Here is a 15,126-nt window from a genome sequence, read left to right on the forward strand (position 1 = left end):
CGGGGCTTCGTCATGTCCGAGGGTCGTTTTCCGTGGTCCCCCTCTGGTCCCCCTGGGGTGACGGCGGATGGTCGCCTGTGGACAGCCGGACCGCCTCGACCCGCTTCCCTGTGGATAAGGGGACCAAAAGGGGACCAGAACGCCTGCGAGGCCACTCGCGCCGCGGGCGCACATCACAGGCGCCTGGTTGAGGGGCCGCCGAGCCGGGCCTGCTTGCGCTGCCCGGCGGCGGAAAGAAGGCGTTGGCCTGCTCGGCCGCCGACGCGAGATGCCTGTCGTCGGGGTGCAGGTAGCCTCGGGTGGTTTCCATTGAGGCATGCCCGAGGATGTCTTGCAGCACGTGCAGCGGGATGCCGGCGTCGGCCATCCATGTTGCGCCGGTGTGGCGCAGGCCGTGTCGGGTGAGGTCGGGTAGCCCGAGCTTCGCGACGATGCTGTCCCAGTCGGTGGCGTCGCGGACGGTCGCGGTGGTGAGGTAGCCGCCTTTCGGCCCGACCAGCAACGAGTCCTCGGGCTGCTTGCCGTTGGTAAGGCGTTCCAGTACGGGCCGCAGGGGTTCGAGGATCGGCACGCGACGTTCCTTGCGGCTCTTGGTCGGCTTTGTGACTAGGCCACCTTTGCCTGGGAACACCTGCCTGCGGATCACGACGAGGTTCTTGCCGTAGTCCACGTCCCCGGCCCGCAACCCGGACACCTCCGAAGACCGTGCGGCGAGCAGCGCGGCGAGCATCACAAAGTCGCTGTAGGACTGATGCACCTTCCCGCACGCACTGGCGAGCCGGTTGAGAGTCTTCATATCCGGGATCGCGTGCGCCCGCGGGGAGGACTGCTCGGCGGACTGTCCGCGGAAGGCGTTGCGGTTCAGGCTCCGCTTGGCACGGTTCTTCGCCGGGTTGATCTGGATCAGCCCGTCCCGCACCGCTTCATCGAGCACCCGCACGAGCGGGGCGTCATCGGCCAGACCCATCGCCAGCTCGCCCGCGACCTGCTCGCCATAGGAGGTCGCTCCGCGTGAGCCGGTGATCGTGGCTCGATCGCTCAGCGCCGTCGTCAAGAAGGAGGCCGCGCCGCGCGTCCACAGCAGGTAGGGGGCACGCTCGCCCAAGTCGTTCAGACCGGCGGGCCATTCCTTGTCAGCCGGGATGAGGGTGCCGAACCCGTGCCGCTCCGTCTGATCCAGCAAGCCAGACGTGATCCGCGCGGCCAGCCGTTCACGCCACATCAGTACGTCGGCGCGGGCCAGGCCGGGCACTTCGTCGTCGGACTCGATCAGCGGCAGCGTCTCGATCCCGCCGTGACGGGCGAGGACGTACCCGGTGGTCGGGTCGTTCGGTTCGGCGATCATCGACAGCGCGATCCGCGCCATCCGCTCATCCTGCACCTGCTCCGCCAGCGTCGCCATGATCGGTGTCCCTTCCGCTCCAAGGTCACCGACGAGGTACACGCCCATCTGCCGCTGGGGTTCCCTCTGTCACGAGTCGGCCTTAGACTCGGGAGCGAGGCAGGTTCAGCAAACTACGCGGGTCCTTCGGGACGGCCCCTCGCGGGCACTCGGTTCATAGCCGCCTCCACGACGGACACCCGTCGCGCTATGACGACGAAAGAGGCCCGCAGTGCTCCGCACATCCATGAACCTGAGCGAACGAGGCTACGGCCTGTTCCGGTACGCGCCCACAAACCTGCTGCTCGGCGCGATTCGCTATCGCCGCCGAGGCTTGAAGTGGGGCATCCCCGCCATGCTGCTCCTGGGCGGCGGCTACTACTTCGCCACGGCGATCTGCTACACGATCATCCAGCGCGAAGGCCCCGGCCCGCTCTACCTGTGGTCCTGCTGTTCGTCTGGAACGCATTCAAGTTCCTCTGGATCGGACCCGTCAGCTTCGTCCAGCTCGTGCGGCGCAGGCGCCAGGAGCGTGTCGGAGGCTGCCGATAGGCTCGGACACGCCGGCAGGCTTCTTTGACCTGACTCCCGCGCCCCTGGGATGATGGGAGGGTGAACGGCTTCTAGGAGCACGCCTGCTCGTGCCGGAACGTACGAGTCGAAGGAGTGCTCATGGGAGCAAGGACGATCCACCCGTTCCCTGCCAGGATGGCCCCCGACATCGCCATCGACCACCTGGACTCCACGGCGGGCGAGGCGGAGCTGGTGGTCCTCGACCCGATGTGCGGATCAGGGACCGTCCTCTCCGCAGCGGTCGACCGGGGCCACGCAGCACGTGGGTTCGATGTCGATCCTCTCGCTGTCCTCATGAGTTCGGTTGCAACCCAGGCCGTCGACACCGCGCAGGTTGTCGCAGAGGCCGAGCGCATTTGCGCGCGTGCGCGAGCCTCCAGCGTGGATGAGCCGCGGTGGGATGACGCAGAGACCGTCAAGTTCGCTGAGTACTGGTTTGCGGCGTCGCAGCGTAGTCAGCTCAACCGGCTGTCACGGGAGCTGGACGGGGTTAGCGATGATGCCGTTCGTCAGGCCCTTCAACTGGCCTTGAGTCGGATCATCGTCACGAAGGCGCCCAAGGCCTCGCTGGCAGCCGACACATCACACAGCAGGCCGCACCGTGTAGCGACTGAATCCGCCTACGACGTGTACCGCGGGTTCGAGGGGTCGGTCGCCAGCCTCAAGAAGTTGCTCGATGAACGATCCATCGCCATCGCCGGACAGGTGGAGGTCCGTAGAGGGGATGCGCGCGCGCTCGACCTTCCTGACTCATCAGTCGATCTGATTATTACGTCACCGCCATACCTCAACGCGATTGACTACCTACGCGGGCACAAGATGTCGTTGATCTGGTTCGGGCACACGATCCCGGAGTTACGAAAGATTCGCTCCCACAGCATCGGTGCTGAGCGAGCGCTCGACGGCGACGCCATGAAGCAGGTCGAAGATATGGTGCAGTACATAAAAGACTCGGTGGACGAGCCCGATGCACTTCCATTAGCAACTATCACGCGCTACGCGCACGATCTTGCTCTTTTCGCACGTGAACTTCATCGTGTGTGCAAGCCCGAGTCTGAAGTCGTCACCGTGATTGGAAACTCCACTCTGCGAGGAAACTACATCCAGAACGACATTCTCGTTCGAAAGGCGTATGAGCATTCAGGATTCCGAGTGGTGGCCCGCGCCGAGCGTGAGTTGCCAGAAAACCGCAGGTATCTTCCAGTTCGGACCGTCAACCGGGAATCGTCGATGGCGAAGCGTATGCGCACCGAAGTCGTCCTAACAGTAGAAAGGCCTTGATTCCGATGAAGAACTCACGATCAAGGAGGTCTACTCCAGAACCACAGAGGGCGTGCGTCACGATGAAGCATCCCGGCTGTCGCATGGGGCAGTTCAAGGCTAGGCCGAGGTCGGCGGCGCACCATGACTGAGTCTGATACGTCTATCGACCCAGACGGGACGGATGCCGAAGAAGCGCCGTCCGTAGGTGCAGGCGAGTCTCAGGTCGTCACCACTTTTAAGTCGACCGGCAGCGTGGTCCCTGATGCGGATGTTAAGGTCACGATCGGCCCGCAATTCCTCGAGCTCTTTAGCAACCAGCTCTATACCTCGCCGAACAAGACGTTCGAAGAACTCATTTCCAACAGTTGGGATGCTGGCGCCACGGACGTCAGAATCGGCCTGCCTGACGACCTTTCGGACTCTGACTCCGCCATCTGGGTGCTGGACAACGGCGAGTCGATGGATATCGAGGGGTTCAAGCGCCTCTGGTCAGTGGCTACGAGCGAGAAGTCGGCGCGCGTCGATGCCCCACGACCCCAGATTGGGAAGTTCGGGATTGGCAAGCTCGCGACGTACCTGCTTGCTCATCAGCTCACCTACGTTTGTCGGGCGTCGGATGGTGCGATTCGGGTCGTTTCGATGGACTACCGCTGGATCGGGGGTGATAAGCCGAACGCTCTGCACATCGACCCCGTGCCGCTGCCCGTGAGGGAAGTAACGGAGCAGGACGTACGCGACGTGATCTCCAAGATTCACGGTGGATCAGACATTTGGGGCGAGATTCAAGCTCTCGGTGCTCCGCCAGATTGGAGCTCTTCGGATGAGTACGGCGGTCAGGAGATTAGTCCGCCCGACCCGCGGGGAACCTGGACCCTTGCGATCATGACTTCACTCAAGGACGAAGGGCGCCGCATCAAGAGCGGGATTCTAAAGAGAATGCTTCGCACAAGCCTTCCCCTCGGATCGACATTCTCGATTCATTTCAACGGAACTCAGTTGGAATCGAGCAAGATCGAGATCGAGAAGATGGAGTCGTGGACGCTCGGACCAGACTTTCCGATCAAACGATTCTCCCTCGATCGCCGCGGCGATGAGGACAACGAAGAACTAGAGCTATCGCCCTCCGATGAAGGTTATCCGCATCTTGTGATCCCTGAGTTGGGTGTTGCCACCGGGTCTCTATCTCTTTACAAAGAGCCCATCTCGCAGGGAAAAAGCAACATCCTCGAATCATCCAACGGGTTCTTTGTGAACATCCTGGGGCGAGTGATAAACCCAGACGATCCGTACTTTGGACTCTCCAACCTGAACCACGCGGCTTGGGCTAGGTTCCGCGCTACTGTTCGCATAGACGGGTTGAACGATAGCGTCTCAATCAACCGCGAGGGGCTTCTTGAAGGCCGTTCTCTCGACATAGTGCGTGGCTTGCTGAAAGCGATGTTCAACCACGCGCGTTCAGTTTACGATGCCGCGAGCAAGGCGAACTGGCCAGACGCAGGCGACATCCTGACGGAAGCATGGGGTACGGTTCCTTTTGAACCGCTCAAGTCGGCAATTGAGCAAGGCATTTCCAGTGGCGAATTGCCGTCGTTCGTTACCAAGTTGGACGATGAGCCTACTGACGCGCAGCGCTCCTCGTGGGGTGGTGTCACTAGTCATTCCGACGTTGTGCGGGACGTGAAGTTCACGCCAAGGGGAGTGGACGAGCCAGTCGTTGAGTACGATCTGGAGTCGCGTGAGGTGATTGTCAACGAGAGCCATCCCTTCGTGCGGGAGTACGGCGATAGTCACGAACTCAAGCTTCTCCTTCGGGACCAGGCTATGGCTGACTTGCTCACGTCTGCCTATATGACTCAGCTCGGGGTCGACCATGCCACGACTCAGCAAGTTGAGCTCTACCGTGATCAGTTGCTTCGGCTTCTAGCCAGGCTACGCCGCAGGACCGGCTTTCAGATCGCAGAGCTGTTGGACCAAGCTGCCAGCCACAAGAAGGACAAAGCCCTTGAAGTCATTCTTGGCGACGCGCTCGAAGCCCTAGGGTTCATCGTCGAAAGGCTCGGCGGAAGTGACAACCCTGAAGGCGTCGCGGTCGCCCCCCTGTCTCCAAAACGGACTTCGCAGACAGCGTCATACTCGTTTACGTACGATGCAAAGTCATCCGCGAAGAAGAAGGTGAAGACAGGTAACGTCGGTACGGGTGGGCTAGTTCGCCACAGGGAGGACCATAAGGCGGACCACACCTTGGTCGTTGGTCCGGGGTTTGAGGACGGCGCTCTACAGAAGGAGTGCAAGACTCAGTTGATCACGCCGATGACTGCTGCTGACCTCGGGCGCTTGATCATAGCAACGACCCAGCGAGGACAACTTGACCTCGATAAGCTCCGAGGTGTTTTCAAGCTGTATGACCCCGCCGAAGTCGCTAAGTTCGTGGATGAGTTCTTGGCTGACTCGGCTGCAGCGCCGAGTTTGAGTTACGCCGAAATCTTCGACGCGTTGGAAGAGATTGGGTTCGACAGCCCAGACATGCTGACGAGTCCGGTTATCGCTAAGACCATACGCGATCGCAATGGCTCCGCTTTCCCGACCAAGCAAGATGTGGCGAAGGTACTTCAAGGCATGCAGATTCTCACGCCCCATCTCATTCGTGTACAAGGTGACAACGTGTTTCTTGGAGCACGGCCAGACAAGTTTCGCCAGGCCCTTCTGGCTCAGGTCGCGCAATTGCCGGAGAAGTTCAAGAAGACGGGTGCTGCGTAAAGCGTTGGCGTGCATGGAGTCGGTTGGTGTGACTTCGCCGTGTTGCTCAAGCGAACGAGGGGGACCAGAAGGGGACCAGAATCATGCAAACCATGCATCTCGTGACGTGCTCTGCATGATCTGATCCCCGTAATCATGCGGAATCTGGCCTCGTCGGAGCCGTCTGGACGCCTGGGGGTCAAGGGGTCGCAGGTTCAAATCCTGTCAGCCCGACGCATGAAGGGGCTTGTCAGAGCGGGAAATCGCTCGGGCAGGCCCCTTCTTCCAGCTCACGCGTCGAGTCGTCGAAGCACCATCGACGCCAACGGATGCGACGGCCGCTCACGCCCAGTGCGCTCGACCCAACGGTCGAGCGCCCAGTCGTACACCCTTGCCGTCTCGCGGAGGGCACGGCCCAGTTCGGTGGGATCGTCCGAGGTCGGCATGGCGCCATGCACACGCTCAAGGTCCACAGCAGCCAGCTGCGCGTGCGCCGAGTGCCACTGCCCTCCCAGCAGGGGCACGACGCGTCCCATCAGCGTGTCGGTGAGACCGGCGCGGACGGCGAACCGCTCTCCATGGCGCAACCGGCCCTGTAGGTACGCCAGCCACACCCACGTGCCGCCGTCCATCGCGGCGGCGTCGAACTCGGGCTCCGACCAGCGTTCGATCTGGGCGGTGAGTCGCTCGGCGACGCCATCGCGATCAACCAACGTGGTGAACCCACGGGCGAGCCCTCCGAAGACAGGCACGGGCTCTTCAGCGATCGTGAGGTCGAGTTGGTACCCGTCGCCGTCCCACGCCTGGTAGCGGTGCTCGCCCTGCCAGTGCGGTTCCTGGACGTAGGCCGGCACACCTCCCATGATGCTGGTGGCGATGTCGGCCCGCCGCGCCCACAGGTCGTCGGCAGCGCCGGGCTCGGTGACCAGGATCAGGTCCAAGTCTGAGAACTCGTTGTCCTCACCCCGCGCCACCGACCCGAACACCACCGCTGCCCTGACCGACGTCTCGTCCTCGGCCCAGCGTTCCGCTCGGCTGGCGAACTCGCGCGCACTCATCGGGTGGCCTCCTCCAAGCAGATGAGAGCCTCATCACAGCACGCGCAGGCACACACGCACTCGATCGCGCAGAACTCGGACCTACTCGGGCTTGCGCCGGGCCTGCACCACCATCTGGATGATCACGCCGGCCACGAAGACCCCGAACACGATGTTGGCGGTGCGGGGATCGAGCAACCGCGCCACCCAGGCGCCGGCCGCCGAGGTCAGGCAGGCCGAGCCACCCACGATCAGCCCCGCCCTCACGTCGGCCAGCCCACGCTTGACGTTGCTGACCGTGCCCGAGATCGCTGTCGGGATCATCATCAGCAGTGAGGTGCCCTTGGCCACCAGGTCAGAGATCCCGAAGCCCAGGATCAGAGCCGGCACCACGATGATGCCGCCACCGACACCCAGCAGGCCCGACAGCACACCGGTCACCAACCCGAGCGCCACGATGGCGACAGCCGATCCAACGGACCAGTGGAAGACGGCATCGCGCGCGGGCGTGGTGAGGAACAACTGCACCACCACGAACACCAGGAAGGCGATGAAGGTCCAGCGCACCGCCGCCACCGGCAAGCGGTGCAGCAACCACGACCCGGCCTGCGCACCCACGACCGAACCCAGAGCCAGCACCGCCGCCACGATCACGTCGACGTCGCCGGCCAGGGCATAGGTGGTCACGCCGACCAGCGCGGTGGGAATGATCGCGACCAGTGAGGTGGCCGAGGCACGCTTGCGCACGAAGTGGGCCACCGCGATCAGCGCAGGCACGATGATGATGCCCCCGCCGACGCCGAACATGCCCGACAGGAACCCGGCGACCAGGCCGATGCCGATCAGTGCTGCCAACTTCGGTCTTGGTTGCTCTGTGCTCACCGATCCAGTCTGGCACTGCCGGTCCTGGGCCGCCCACTGGGGTGACGGCGTGGACTCCAACACCAAGTTCCGCCAGCCCGCAGCCACCATCCAAGCCATGCTGCGCCGTGCCTACGGCGAGGCCGAGACACCACCCCTGGACGAGGCCGCGGACTGGCTCGAGGAGCTCGGTTTCGGTTGGTTCAACGCCGCTTACGTGTGCCGACTGGCCGGCGGACGACGGGTCGTCCTCAAGATCGCCCCGCTGCCCGAGCCCGAGGTGATGACCTATGAGATCGGCGCGATGGAGACCGAACTGCTCACCCTGGACCTGATCGCTGGCCAGACCAGCGTGCCGGTGCCCGAGGTCGAGTTCGCCGACGACTCGCTCGAGGTGTGCCCGACGCCATGGTTTGCGATGCCCTACGTCGAGGGCGACACCTGGGGCATGCACTCCCAGGACTGGGGCCACGACGTCAACGCCGACCTGTGGGAACAACTGGGCACCCTCAACCGCGAGATCAACACCGTGGTCGGCACTGGCTACGGCCCGGTGCGCCAACCGGTCCACCCGACCTGGCGGGCCGCCTTCACCCAACTGCTGGCCGACGTGGTCGACGACGGACGACGCCGCAACGTCAACCTCGGCATGCCCTACGAGCGCGTCCGGGAGCTGTTCGAGGACCGCGCCGACAGCCTGGACGAGGTGAGCAGCCCGCAACTGGTCGAGTGGGACCTGTGGCCGGGCAATGTCATCGTCCGTGATGGACGCATCGTCAGCCTGCTCGACCACGAGCGCGCAGTCTTCGGTGACCCGTTGTTCGAGGGCGGCTTCAACGGTGGTTGGCTGGAGGGCTTCTCAGACCTCGAGGCGTTCTTCCGCGGCTACGGCCGCAGCGCCGAGTTCACCGAGACCGAACGCCAACGCCGCGAACTGTACGTGCTCTACCAGATGCTGGTGATGGTGGTCGAGACCGAGTTCCGCGGCCTGACCGACCCGACCCAGTACGAGTGGGCGAAGGCCACCCTCGCCGACGCCGTGGCCCAGTTCGTGCAGCCAACCCGTGCAGGCGGCTGAGTCAGGCCTTGCGTGCCACCACCGCGAAGGTGGGGGAGTGCTCGTCGTACGGGGCACCTGCGACGTCTCCGAAGACCTGTGGCGCCTCGAACCCCGCGGCGGTCAGTTCGTCGGCGACCTCGTCCGGTGTCAGGCAGTGCATCCAGTTCCAGAACTGCTTGGAGTCGCCGTCACGCTCGATGGTGTAGCGGTACAGGACGAGCCTGTGCTCGGGCCAGGTGAAGGTCTCCTCGGTGCCGACGTAGCCCGGAGGCCCCCAGAAGCCATCCTGGAAGTCCTCGGCCGTCCGCACCCCGGGCTGCTCTCCGGCGAACCGTGCCGCGCTGGTCACGTCGAACGCGAACCGGCCACCGTCGGCCAGTGCATCGCTGACCCGAGCCAGGAACGCCGCGCGCTGTGCGGGGCTGAGCGCGCAGTAGTCCTCGTAGATCATGATCGCCGCGCTCTGATCGTGACCGAGGTCGGTCGTCAGGTAGTCACCCCGGACGAACTTCGCAGGCAGGCCGTCGGCCGCGGCGACCTGACGGGCATGGGCGAGCGAACTGCCCGACACGTCGACCCCGGTCACCCGCACCCCGCGGGCCGCGAGCCGGTTGGCGTAGAGACCGGGTCCGCAGCCCAGGTCGAGCAGCGTCGACCCCTCGTCCAGGTCGAGCACGTCGACCAGCCAGGCCACGGAGGCATCGATGAACTCGTGGCGCCTGGAGGCCATGTCGTTGTCGGGAGCGAGGTGGAAGCCCAGCATCCGTGACGAGATGTGGGGGTCGTCCCAGAACTCAGGCGTGGTGAACGCGCCCCAAGGCTCAGGTCTTGCCGCTTCCGTCATGCGTCAGCCTCTCACCGAGGTCACCTGCTGACCGGCGTAGCCGCCCACGTCGAACTCGGCGAGGTCGAAGCCCTCCGGCAGGCCGGAGACCTCGATGCGCACGCTCTGGCCGTCACGCAGATCGAGGTAGTTGTCGCTGAAGCTCACCCCGGGTGTGGGTGACAGCACGCGCACCAGGTAGCTGTATCCCCGCGAGGCGATGGTGATCGAGGCCGTGCCGACCCCGGTGGGTTCGACCGTCCAGTCCAGCCGAGCGGCACCGAACTGCAGGTCCTTGACCTCTGCCAGGAACAGCCGGTTGGCGGGGAAGGCGCCGTCGTCAGTGGTCACCCTGAGCAGGTGGGTGGTGGGGTCGCCGACGCCTACCCGCGGAATGCTCCAGACCATCTGGCTGCCACCGGGGGAGACCTCGACGTCGAGCTCGTCTCTCCGAGTCACATCTCCAGCGAACGTCTCGACCGTCACCACGCACCGGGTGGCCACCGGCTCGAGCCCGTTGTGGGTCACCCACAGCTCCAGCGTGTCGTCGTCCCCGTCGCGGAAGCTGGCCAACGTGGGCGAGTAGACCCGGCGAAGGTAGTGGTAGCCCGCTTTGCCGACACCATGGTGGTCGATCACCGACCAGCTGAAGCCCGGCCAGACGTCGTTGAGTTGCCACACCAGCGTGCCCGAGCAGTGCGGCTGGCGGCGGCGGTAGTGCTCGATGCCGAACTTCAGGCCCTCGGCCTGCGAGACCATCGTGAAGTCCGCGTACTCCTCGAGCGTGGTGGGCAATCCGGTGACGATCTCGAGCACCGCGTTGTGCTTGTTCTTGGGATGGTCCTTGTTGCGGTGCTGGAAGTCAGAGTCGTGCAGCGCCAAACCGTCGGAGGTCATCCAGGTGCGCAGGGTGCTCAGCTCGGGTGAGGCGTGGATGCCGAACTCGCTGATGAACTTTCCCCGGTCTTCGGCGTAGCGGCGGAAGTGACGGGCGTGCCCGATCGAGGCGAAGCGACTGGGATCCATGGCGTAGTCAAGCCCGTGCCACACCTCCCAAGCGTGCCGGTCACCGTCGAGTTGGCCGTTGACCGCCATGAAGCCCTCGGCCTCGGCCACGCCCCACGGACACCCGGGCCAGTAGGGCACCTTGCCGGCGAACTCGGCCACGGCGGTGGGCAGGATGTCATGGAAGAAGTGCCAGCCCCAGTCGCCGGGCTCGTAGTTCTGGTAGGCGTAGCCGTGGAGGGCCTGCACCTCGTTGTTGCCGCACCACAGCCCGATGCTGGGGTGGTTGCGCAGCCGCTTGACCTGGTACTCCGCCTCGGCGCGCACCTCGTCCTGCAGGTGGGGGTCGGCGCTGGGGTAGTCGATCACGGCGAACATGAAGTCCTGCCAGACCAGCACCCCCAGCTCGTCGCATGCCTGGTAGAAGGCCTGGTGTTCGTAGATGCCCCCGCCCCAGATGCGAATCATGTTCATGCCGGCGTCGTGGGCGCGCTGGATCAGCATCCGGTAGGTCTCGGGAGCGACTGAGCCGACCATGAGGCTGGCCGGCAGCCAGTTTGCGCCCCGCGCGAACAGCGGCACACCGTTCAGGACGAACCGGAAGAGGTTGCCACCCTCGGGATCCTCGGCCTGGTGGAGGGAGATGGTGCGCAGCCCGACTCGGTCGACCAGTTCGTCGACCTCGTCCTCGCCGTCGAACAGCGTCGTGGTGACCTGGTAGAGGTGGGCCTCACCCAGGTCGTTGGTCCACCACAGCCGAGCGTCGTCGACGGTGACCAACGCCTCGCCGCGAGCGGTGCCGTCGTCCACGGTGAGTGGGACGACGACCATGGTGGGCTGCCCGTCGGCGGGCGCCAACACCATCCGCGCCGAGGGCGCCCCCCTGCTCGCCCACACCTCGGCCTCGACGCTGAGCCGCACGGTGGCGGTACCCGCCTCGCGGTCGACCTGCTCGGTACTGACGAAGTGGGACGAGAGCACACCCCGGCGCTCACGCCTCAGCTCGACCGGCCTCCAGATGCCCACCGACGGCACCCGCGGACCGAAGTCCCAACCCCACGAGAATGCGGCCTTGCGGCGTTGACAGGCGATCGGCATGACCTCGAAGGAAGAACCCCCGCCCTCGTCGCCCTCCTCGGTGAGTGAGGCACCCATCACCGCCATCAGGCGCTGCAGCATCTCGCGCGGTGCATCGGCCACGCCCAGCCCGTGCAGTGGGGGAGTGAATCGCAGGACGAGCTCGTTCCTGGGCCGCAGCAGCTGGGTCACGTCGACCACCAGGGGACGGAACATGTTCTCGTGCGAGGCCAGGTGCTCACCGTTCAGCGTGACGTCAACGACTGTGTCGAGGCCGTGGAAGACCAGCCGCACCCGCTCGTCGGCTGCCAGGTCTGTGGGCCCCTCGAACGCGGTGCGGTACCACCAGTCACGCTGCTCGATCCAGGTGATGTCGCGCTCGTGCTGGTCGAGGTAGGGATGGGGAATGCGTCCAGCCTGCAGGAGCGCCTCGTGGACACCCCCGGGAACCACGGCAGGAACCCAGGTCGCGTCGCGGGAGAGTTCACCGCCGACCTCGGAATCGGCGAGCTCGAAGTGCTCGAGGAACATGGTTGTCCTGGTCATGGCCATCCCCTTCGCCCCACGCGAACCGCGTCGTCCGCGTGTACCAAAGCCTAGGAAAGCGCCCGTGCGTCCCGGGAGCCGGGGTGCGAGGTCAGGCCTTGGCGGCGCGCCTCTTCCTGGCCAGTTCCTCGCGCAGGTCGGGATCGTCCATCACCAGGTAGACCAGACCACAGTCCTGCGGCCCGGTCGCGCCGGGGACGCACAACGAGCAGGTGTCGCCGGGGCGCAGCGGGCACTTGGCCTCGGGTCGGCGACGGGGGGTGGGACGAGTGGTCACGCAGACCTCCTTCACGCTTCAATCATCTCAGGGTGGGTACAGGCAGGACGCACCGGGGTGGCCAATTGGGCCCGCTCCCGGCTAATCCATCGGCTTCGACGCCGAACCGCGTGTCGGCCTGCTGTGCTGGTGCCATGACCCTGCACGAGTTGCTCGACCGTCTCTCTCCGGGCCTCGACCTGCGTGATGCCGACCTCGTCGCCGAGGCCTGGCGTCGTGACCGGCCCGACGACCTGGCCCAGGTGCTGGCCTTGGCGGACGCAGGCACCACCGACGCCGACCTCGATGCTGACAACGTCGCGCTGCAGCACGCGATCGCCATGGCCCACCAGGCGCGGTACGGCAACCCTTCGAAGCGTCCCGCTGAGCAGGTGAGCAGTTGGCGCGACATCGGCTACACCACCGAGCCTGCCGATGGGAAAGGCTGGCCCGAGGTCGAGTTGGACGACCCGGCCACCACACCGTTCGCGCAGGTCAAGACTGGCTACGACGTCGTGGTGATCGGGTCCGGTTGCGGTGCGATCGCCGCCAAGCTGGCGGCCGAGGACGGCGCCACCGTGCTGCTGGTCGAGGCCGGTCCGTGGATGGGACGCGAGACCCTCACACCGGACGCCCTGCGCAACCAGCGCCTGGGCACCGGCCTCGAGACCCCTGCCGGGCCCCCACTGGTCGGCTGGCCACGGGTGGTCGGCGAGCCCGGTGTCGCGGTCGGACCGGCCGGCCCGGGCTGGGGCAACAACGCGTTCACCCTCGGCGGGGGGCTGCGTGTCTACGGCGCCCAGGCCTGGCGGTTCGCGGCCGAGGACTTCACGATGGCCACCACCTACGGCGTGCCCGAGGGCAGTTCGCTGGCCGACTGGCCCTTCGCCCCCAGCGAGCTCGACCCTTGGTACGCGATCGTCGAGGACGAACTCGGCGTCAGTGGCGACCCCACCGGCAACCGATTCGCCGGCACCGACGTGCGCTACCCGATGCCACCCACCCCACTGAACCGGTCGGGCGAACTGCTGGCCCGGGCGGCCGAACAGCTGGGCTGGCCCACCAGCCGGGTGCCGTTGCTGGTCAACTCCGTCGCCCGAGACGGACGACCAGCCTGCCGCTCCTGCGGCGCCTGCGTGGGGTTCCCCTGCCGGGCCGAGGCCAAGAACGGCACCCACAACACCGTCCTGCCCGAGGCGCTGGCCACCGGCCGCTGCGACCTGGTGCTGCAGACCAGGGCGGTGCGGCTGGAGTGTGGGGCCGACGGACGGGTCACCGGTGTCGTCGTGGCCGACGTGACCACCGGCGAGCAGCGGACCATCAACGCCGGACGGGTCGTCCTGGCTGCCGGTGCGGTCGAGAGCGCACGCCTGCTGTTGCTGAGCACGACCGATGACGAGCCGACCGGTCTGGGCAACCGCAGCGACCAGGTCGGGCGACACCTGCAGTCACACCTGTATCCCGGGGCGCTGGGGCTGACCGACGAGGTCGTCCAGGAGGGCATCGGGCCGGGCCCCACGGTCTCGGTGAACCACTTCCGGCACGGCAATCCCGGCCTGGTCGGCGGCGGCATGCTCGCCAACGACTTCGTCCCGCTGCCGCAGTTCACGCTCGCCCTGCTGAGCCGCACCGGCATCCTGCCGACCCACGGCGCCGAAGTGCACGAGGGACTCAGCCACCACTACCGCCGCCACATCATGGTCTTCGGCCCCGTGCAGGAGGTGCCCAACCCCGACTCGCGCGTGCGGCTCGACCCGAGCGTTCGTGACCACCTCGGCGTGCCCGTGGTCAGGCTCGAGGGCTCGGTGCACCCCGAGGACCTGCGCACCGCCGAGTTCATGATGGAGCGTGCCGCGCAATGGGTCGGGGCTGCCGGGTGTCACACCGTGGTGCCGATGCGGGTCGCCCCCCGTGGCCCCTCGGTGGGTCAGCACCAGGCCGGTACCTGCCGGATGGGCGACGACCCGGCCACCTCGGTGGTCGACCCGCGTGGACGCGTCTGGGGGCACCCCAACCTCTACGTCGCCGACACCTCGGTGCACGTCACCAATGGGGGAGTGAACCCGGTGCACACCGGCCTGGCCCTGGCCTGGCGCACCTCAGCCCTCATGCTCCAGGACTGAGGGCTGCGACCGCCGGCAGGTCGGGCGGCGCCCAGTCGAGCTGGCGCAAGTCAGCCCTGTGCACCCACCGGATGAGGTCGTGGTCGGTGCTGGTGGTCGGCCACTGCCCGACTGGTTCGACCCGGTGCACCACCAGGTCGATGTCCACCTCGCCGATGGTGGTGGTCGTCCGATCGACCAAGCCACCCACGACGACCCGGCAGCCGAGCTCCTCCTCCAGTTCGCGGGCGAGCGCCTGCGCGGGGGACTCCGTGGCCTCGACCTTCCCACCGGGGAACTCCCACGACCCGCCGGCAGCGAGATCGGGTCGACGCCGGAAGGCCAGCACCTCGTCCCCGCGCGAGAACACGCCGGCCGCGACGACGATCGTCGGTCGTGCCATGCC

The 15,126-nt window shown here is 65.9% G+C and carries 12 protein-coding genes; 5 read left to right on the plus strand and 7 right to left on the minus strand.

The genetic code is table 11. The annotated features are described in order from the left end of the window. Nucleotides 1-10: 10 nt before the first annotated feature. Nucleotides 11-1,402: a tyrosine-type recombinase/integrase gene (locus IE660_RS00970; protein ID WP_203566456.1), complete on the minus strand. Its 1,392-nt coding sequence runs from the start codon at nt 1,400-1,402 to the stop codon at nt 11-13. A 211-nt stretch (nt 1,403-1,613) separates the two neighbouring features. Between IE660_RS00970 and IE660_RS00975 the strand changes: the two genes are divergently transcribed. From IE660_RS00975 to IE660_RS00985, 3 genes are all read left to right on the plus strand, one after another. Continuing rightward, nucleotides 1,614-1,961, plus strand: a complete 348-nt coding sequence (locus IE660_RS00975; protein ID WP_203566457.1) for a hypothetical protein — start codon at nt 1,614-1,616, stop codon at nt 1,959-1,961. A 128-nt stretch (nt 1,962-2,089) separates the two neighbouring features. Then, nucleotides 2,090-3,235, plus strand: a complete 1,146-nt coding sequence (locus IE660_RS00980) for a site-specific DNA-methyltransferase (RefSeq protein ID WP_203566458.1) — start codon at nt 2,090-2,092, stop codon at nt 3,233-3,235. A gap of 123 nt (nt 3,236-3,358) precedes the next feature. Next, on the plus strand, nt 3,359-5,974 hold the full coding sequence (locus IE660_RS00985; protein WP_203566459.1) for an ATP-binding protein: 2,616 nt from the start codon (nt 3,359-3,361) through the stop codon (nt 5,972-5,974). A 269-nt stretch (nt 5,975-6,243) separates the two neighbouring features. On the opposite strand, the gene IE660_RS00990 is transcribed toward IE660_RS00985, so the two are convergent. Together IE660_RS00990 and IE660_RS00995 are read right to left on the minus strand one after the other, a co-directional pair. Continuing rightward, nucleotides 6,244-7,011, minus strand: a complete 768-nt coding sequence (locus tag IE660_RS00990; protein WP_203566460.1) for a nucleotidyltransferase domain-containing protein — start codon at nt 7,009-7,011, stop codon at nt 6,244-6,246. 81 nt (nt 7,012-7,092) lie between these two features. Continuing rightward, nucleotides 7,093-7,971: a sulfite exporter TauE/SafE family protein gene (locus tag IE660_RS00995; RefSeq protein ID WP_328701781.1), complete on the minus strand. Its 879-nt coding sequence runs from the start codon at nt 7,969-7,971 to the stop codon at nt 7,093-7,095. Here IE660_RS00995 and IE660_RS01000 point away from each other — a divergent pair. After that, on the plus strand, nt 7,922-8,929 hold the full coding sequence (locus tag IE660_RS01000; protein WP_203566462.1) for a phosphotransferase family protein: 1,008 nt from the start codon (nt 7,922-7,924) through the stop codon (nt 8,927-8,929). The genes IE660_RS00995 and IE660_RS01000 overlap by 50 nt on opposite strands. A 1-nt stretch (nt 8,930) precedes the next feature. Here the strand turns inward: IE660_RS01000 and IE660_RS01005 are convergent, their stop codons facing one another. The 3 genes from IE660_RS01005 to IE660_RS01015 form a co-directional block, all read right to left on the minus strand. Further along, nucleotides 8,931-9,755 carry an SAM-dependent methyltransferase gene (locus tag IE660_RS01005; protein ID WP_203566463.1) on the minus strand — a complete coding sequence of 275 codons (825 nt, stop codon included), beginning with the start codon at nt 9,753-9,755 and terminating at the stop codon, nt 8,931-8,933. A gap of 3 nt (nt 9,756-9,758) precedes the next feature. Continuing rightward, nucleotides 9,759-12,362 (minus strand): glycoside hydrolase family 2 protein, encoded by a 2,604-nt coding sequence (locus IE660_RS01010; RefSeq protein ID WP_203566464.1) that lies wholly within the window; start codon nt 12,360-12,362, stop codon nt 9,759-9,761. A 91-nt stretch (nt 12,363-12,453) separates the two neighbouring features. Beyond that, the gene (locus IE660_RS01015) at nt 12,454-12,639 is read right to left on the minus strand and encodes a DUF6767 domain-containing protein (RefSeq protein WP_203567007.1); all 186 of its coding nucleotides are present in this window, start codon (nt 12,637-12,639) and stop codon (nt 12,454-12,456) included. 134 nt (nt 12,640-12,773) lie between these two features. On the opposite strand from IE660_RS01015, the gene IE660_RS01020 reads away from it, so the two are divergent. Next, complete coding sequence (locus IE660_RS01020) at nt 12,774-14,741, plus strand: GMC family oxidoreductase (protein ID WP_203566465.1); 1,968 nt, start codon at nt 12,774-12,776, stop codon at nt 14,739-14,741. Here the strand turns inward: IE660_RS01020 and IE660_RS01025 are convergent. Next, nucleotides 14,725-15,123, minus strand: a complete 399-nt coding sequence (locus IE660_RS01025; RefSeq protein WP_203566466.1) for a (deoxy)nucleoside triphosphate pyrophosphohydrolase — start codon at nt 15,121-15,123, stop codon at nt 14,725-14,727. The two genes, IE660_RS01020 and IE660_RS01025, sit on opposite strands and share 17 nt — an antisense overlap. Between the last annotated feature and the right edge of the window lie 3 nt (nt 15,124-15,126).

Source organism: Aestuariimicrobium ganziense, assembly GCF_015352975.1.
GTDB classification, from domain to species: domain Bacteria; phylum Actinomycetota; class Actinomycetes; order Propionibacteriales; family Propionibacteriaceae; genus Aestuariimicrobium; species Aestuariimicrobium ganziense.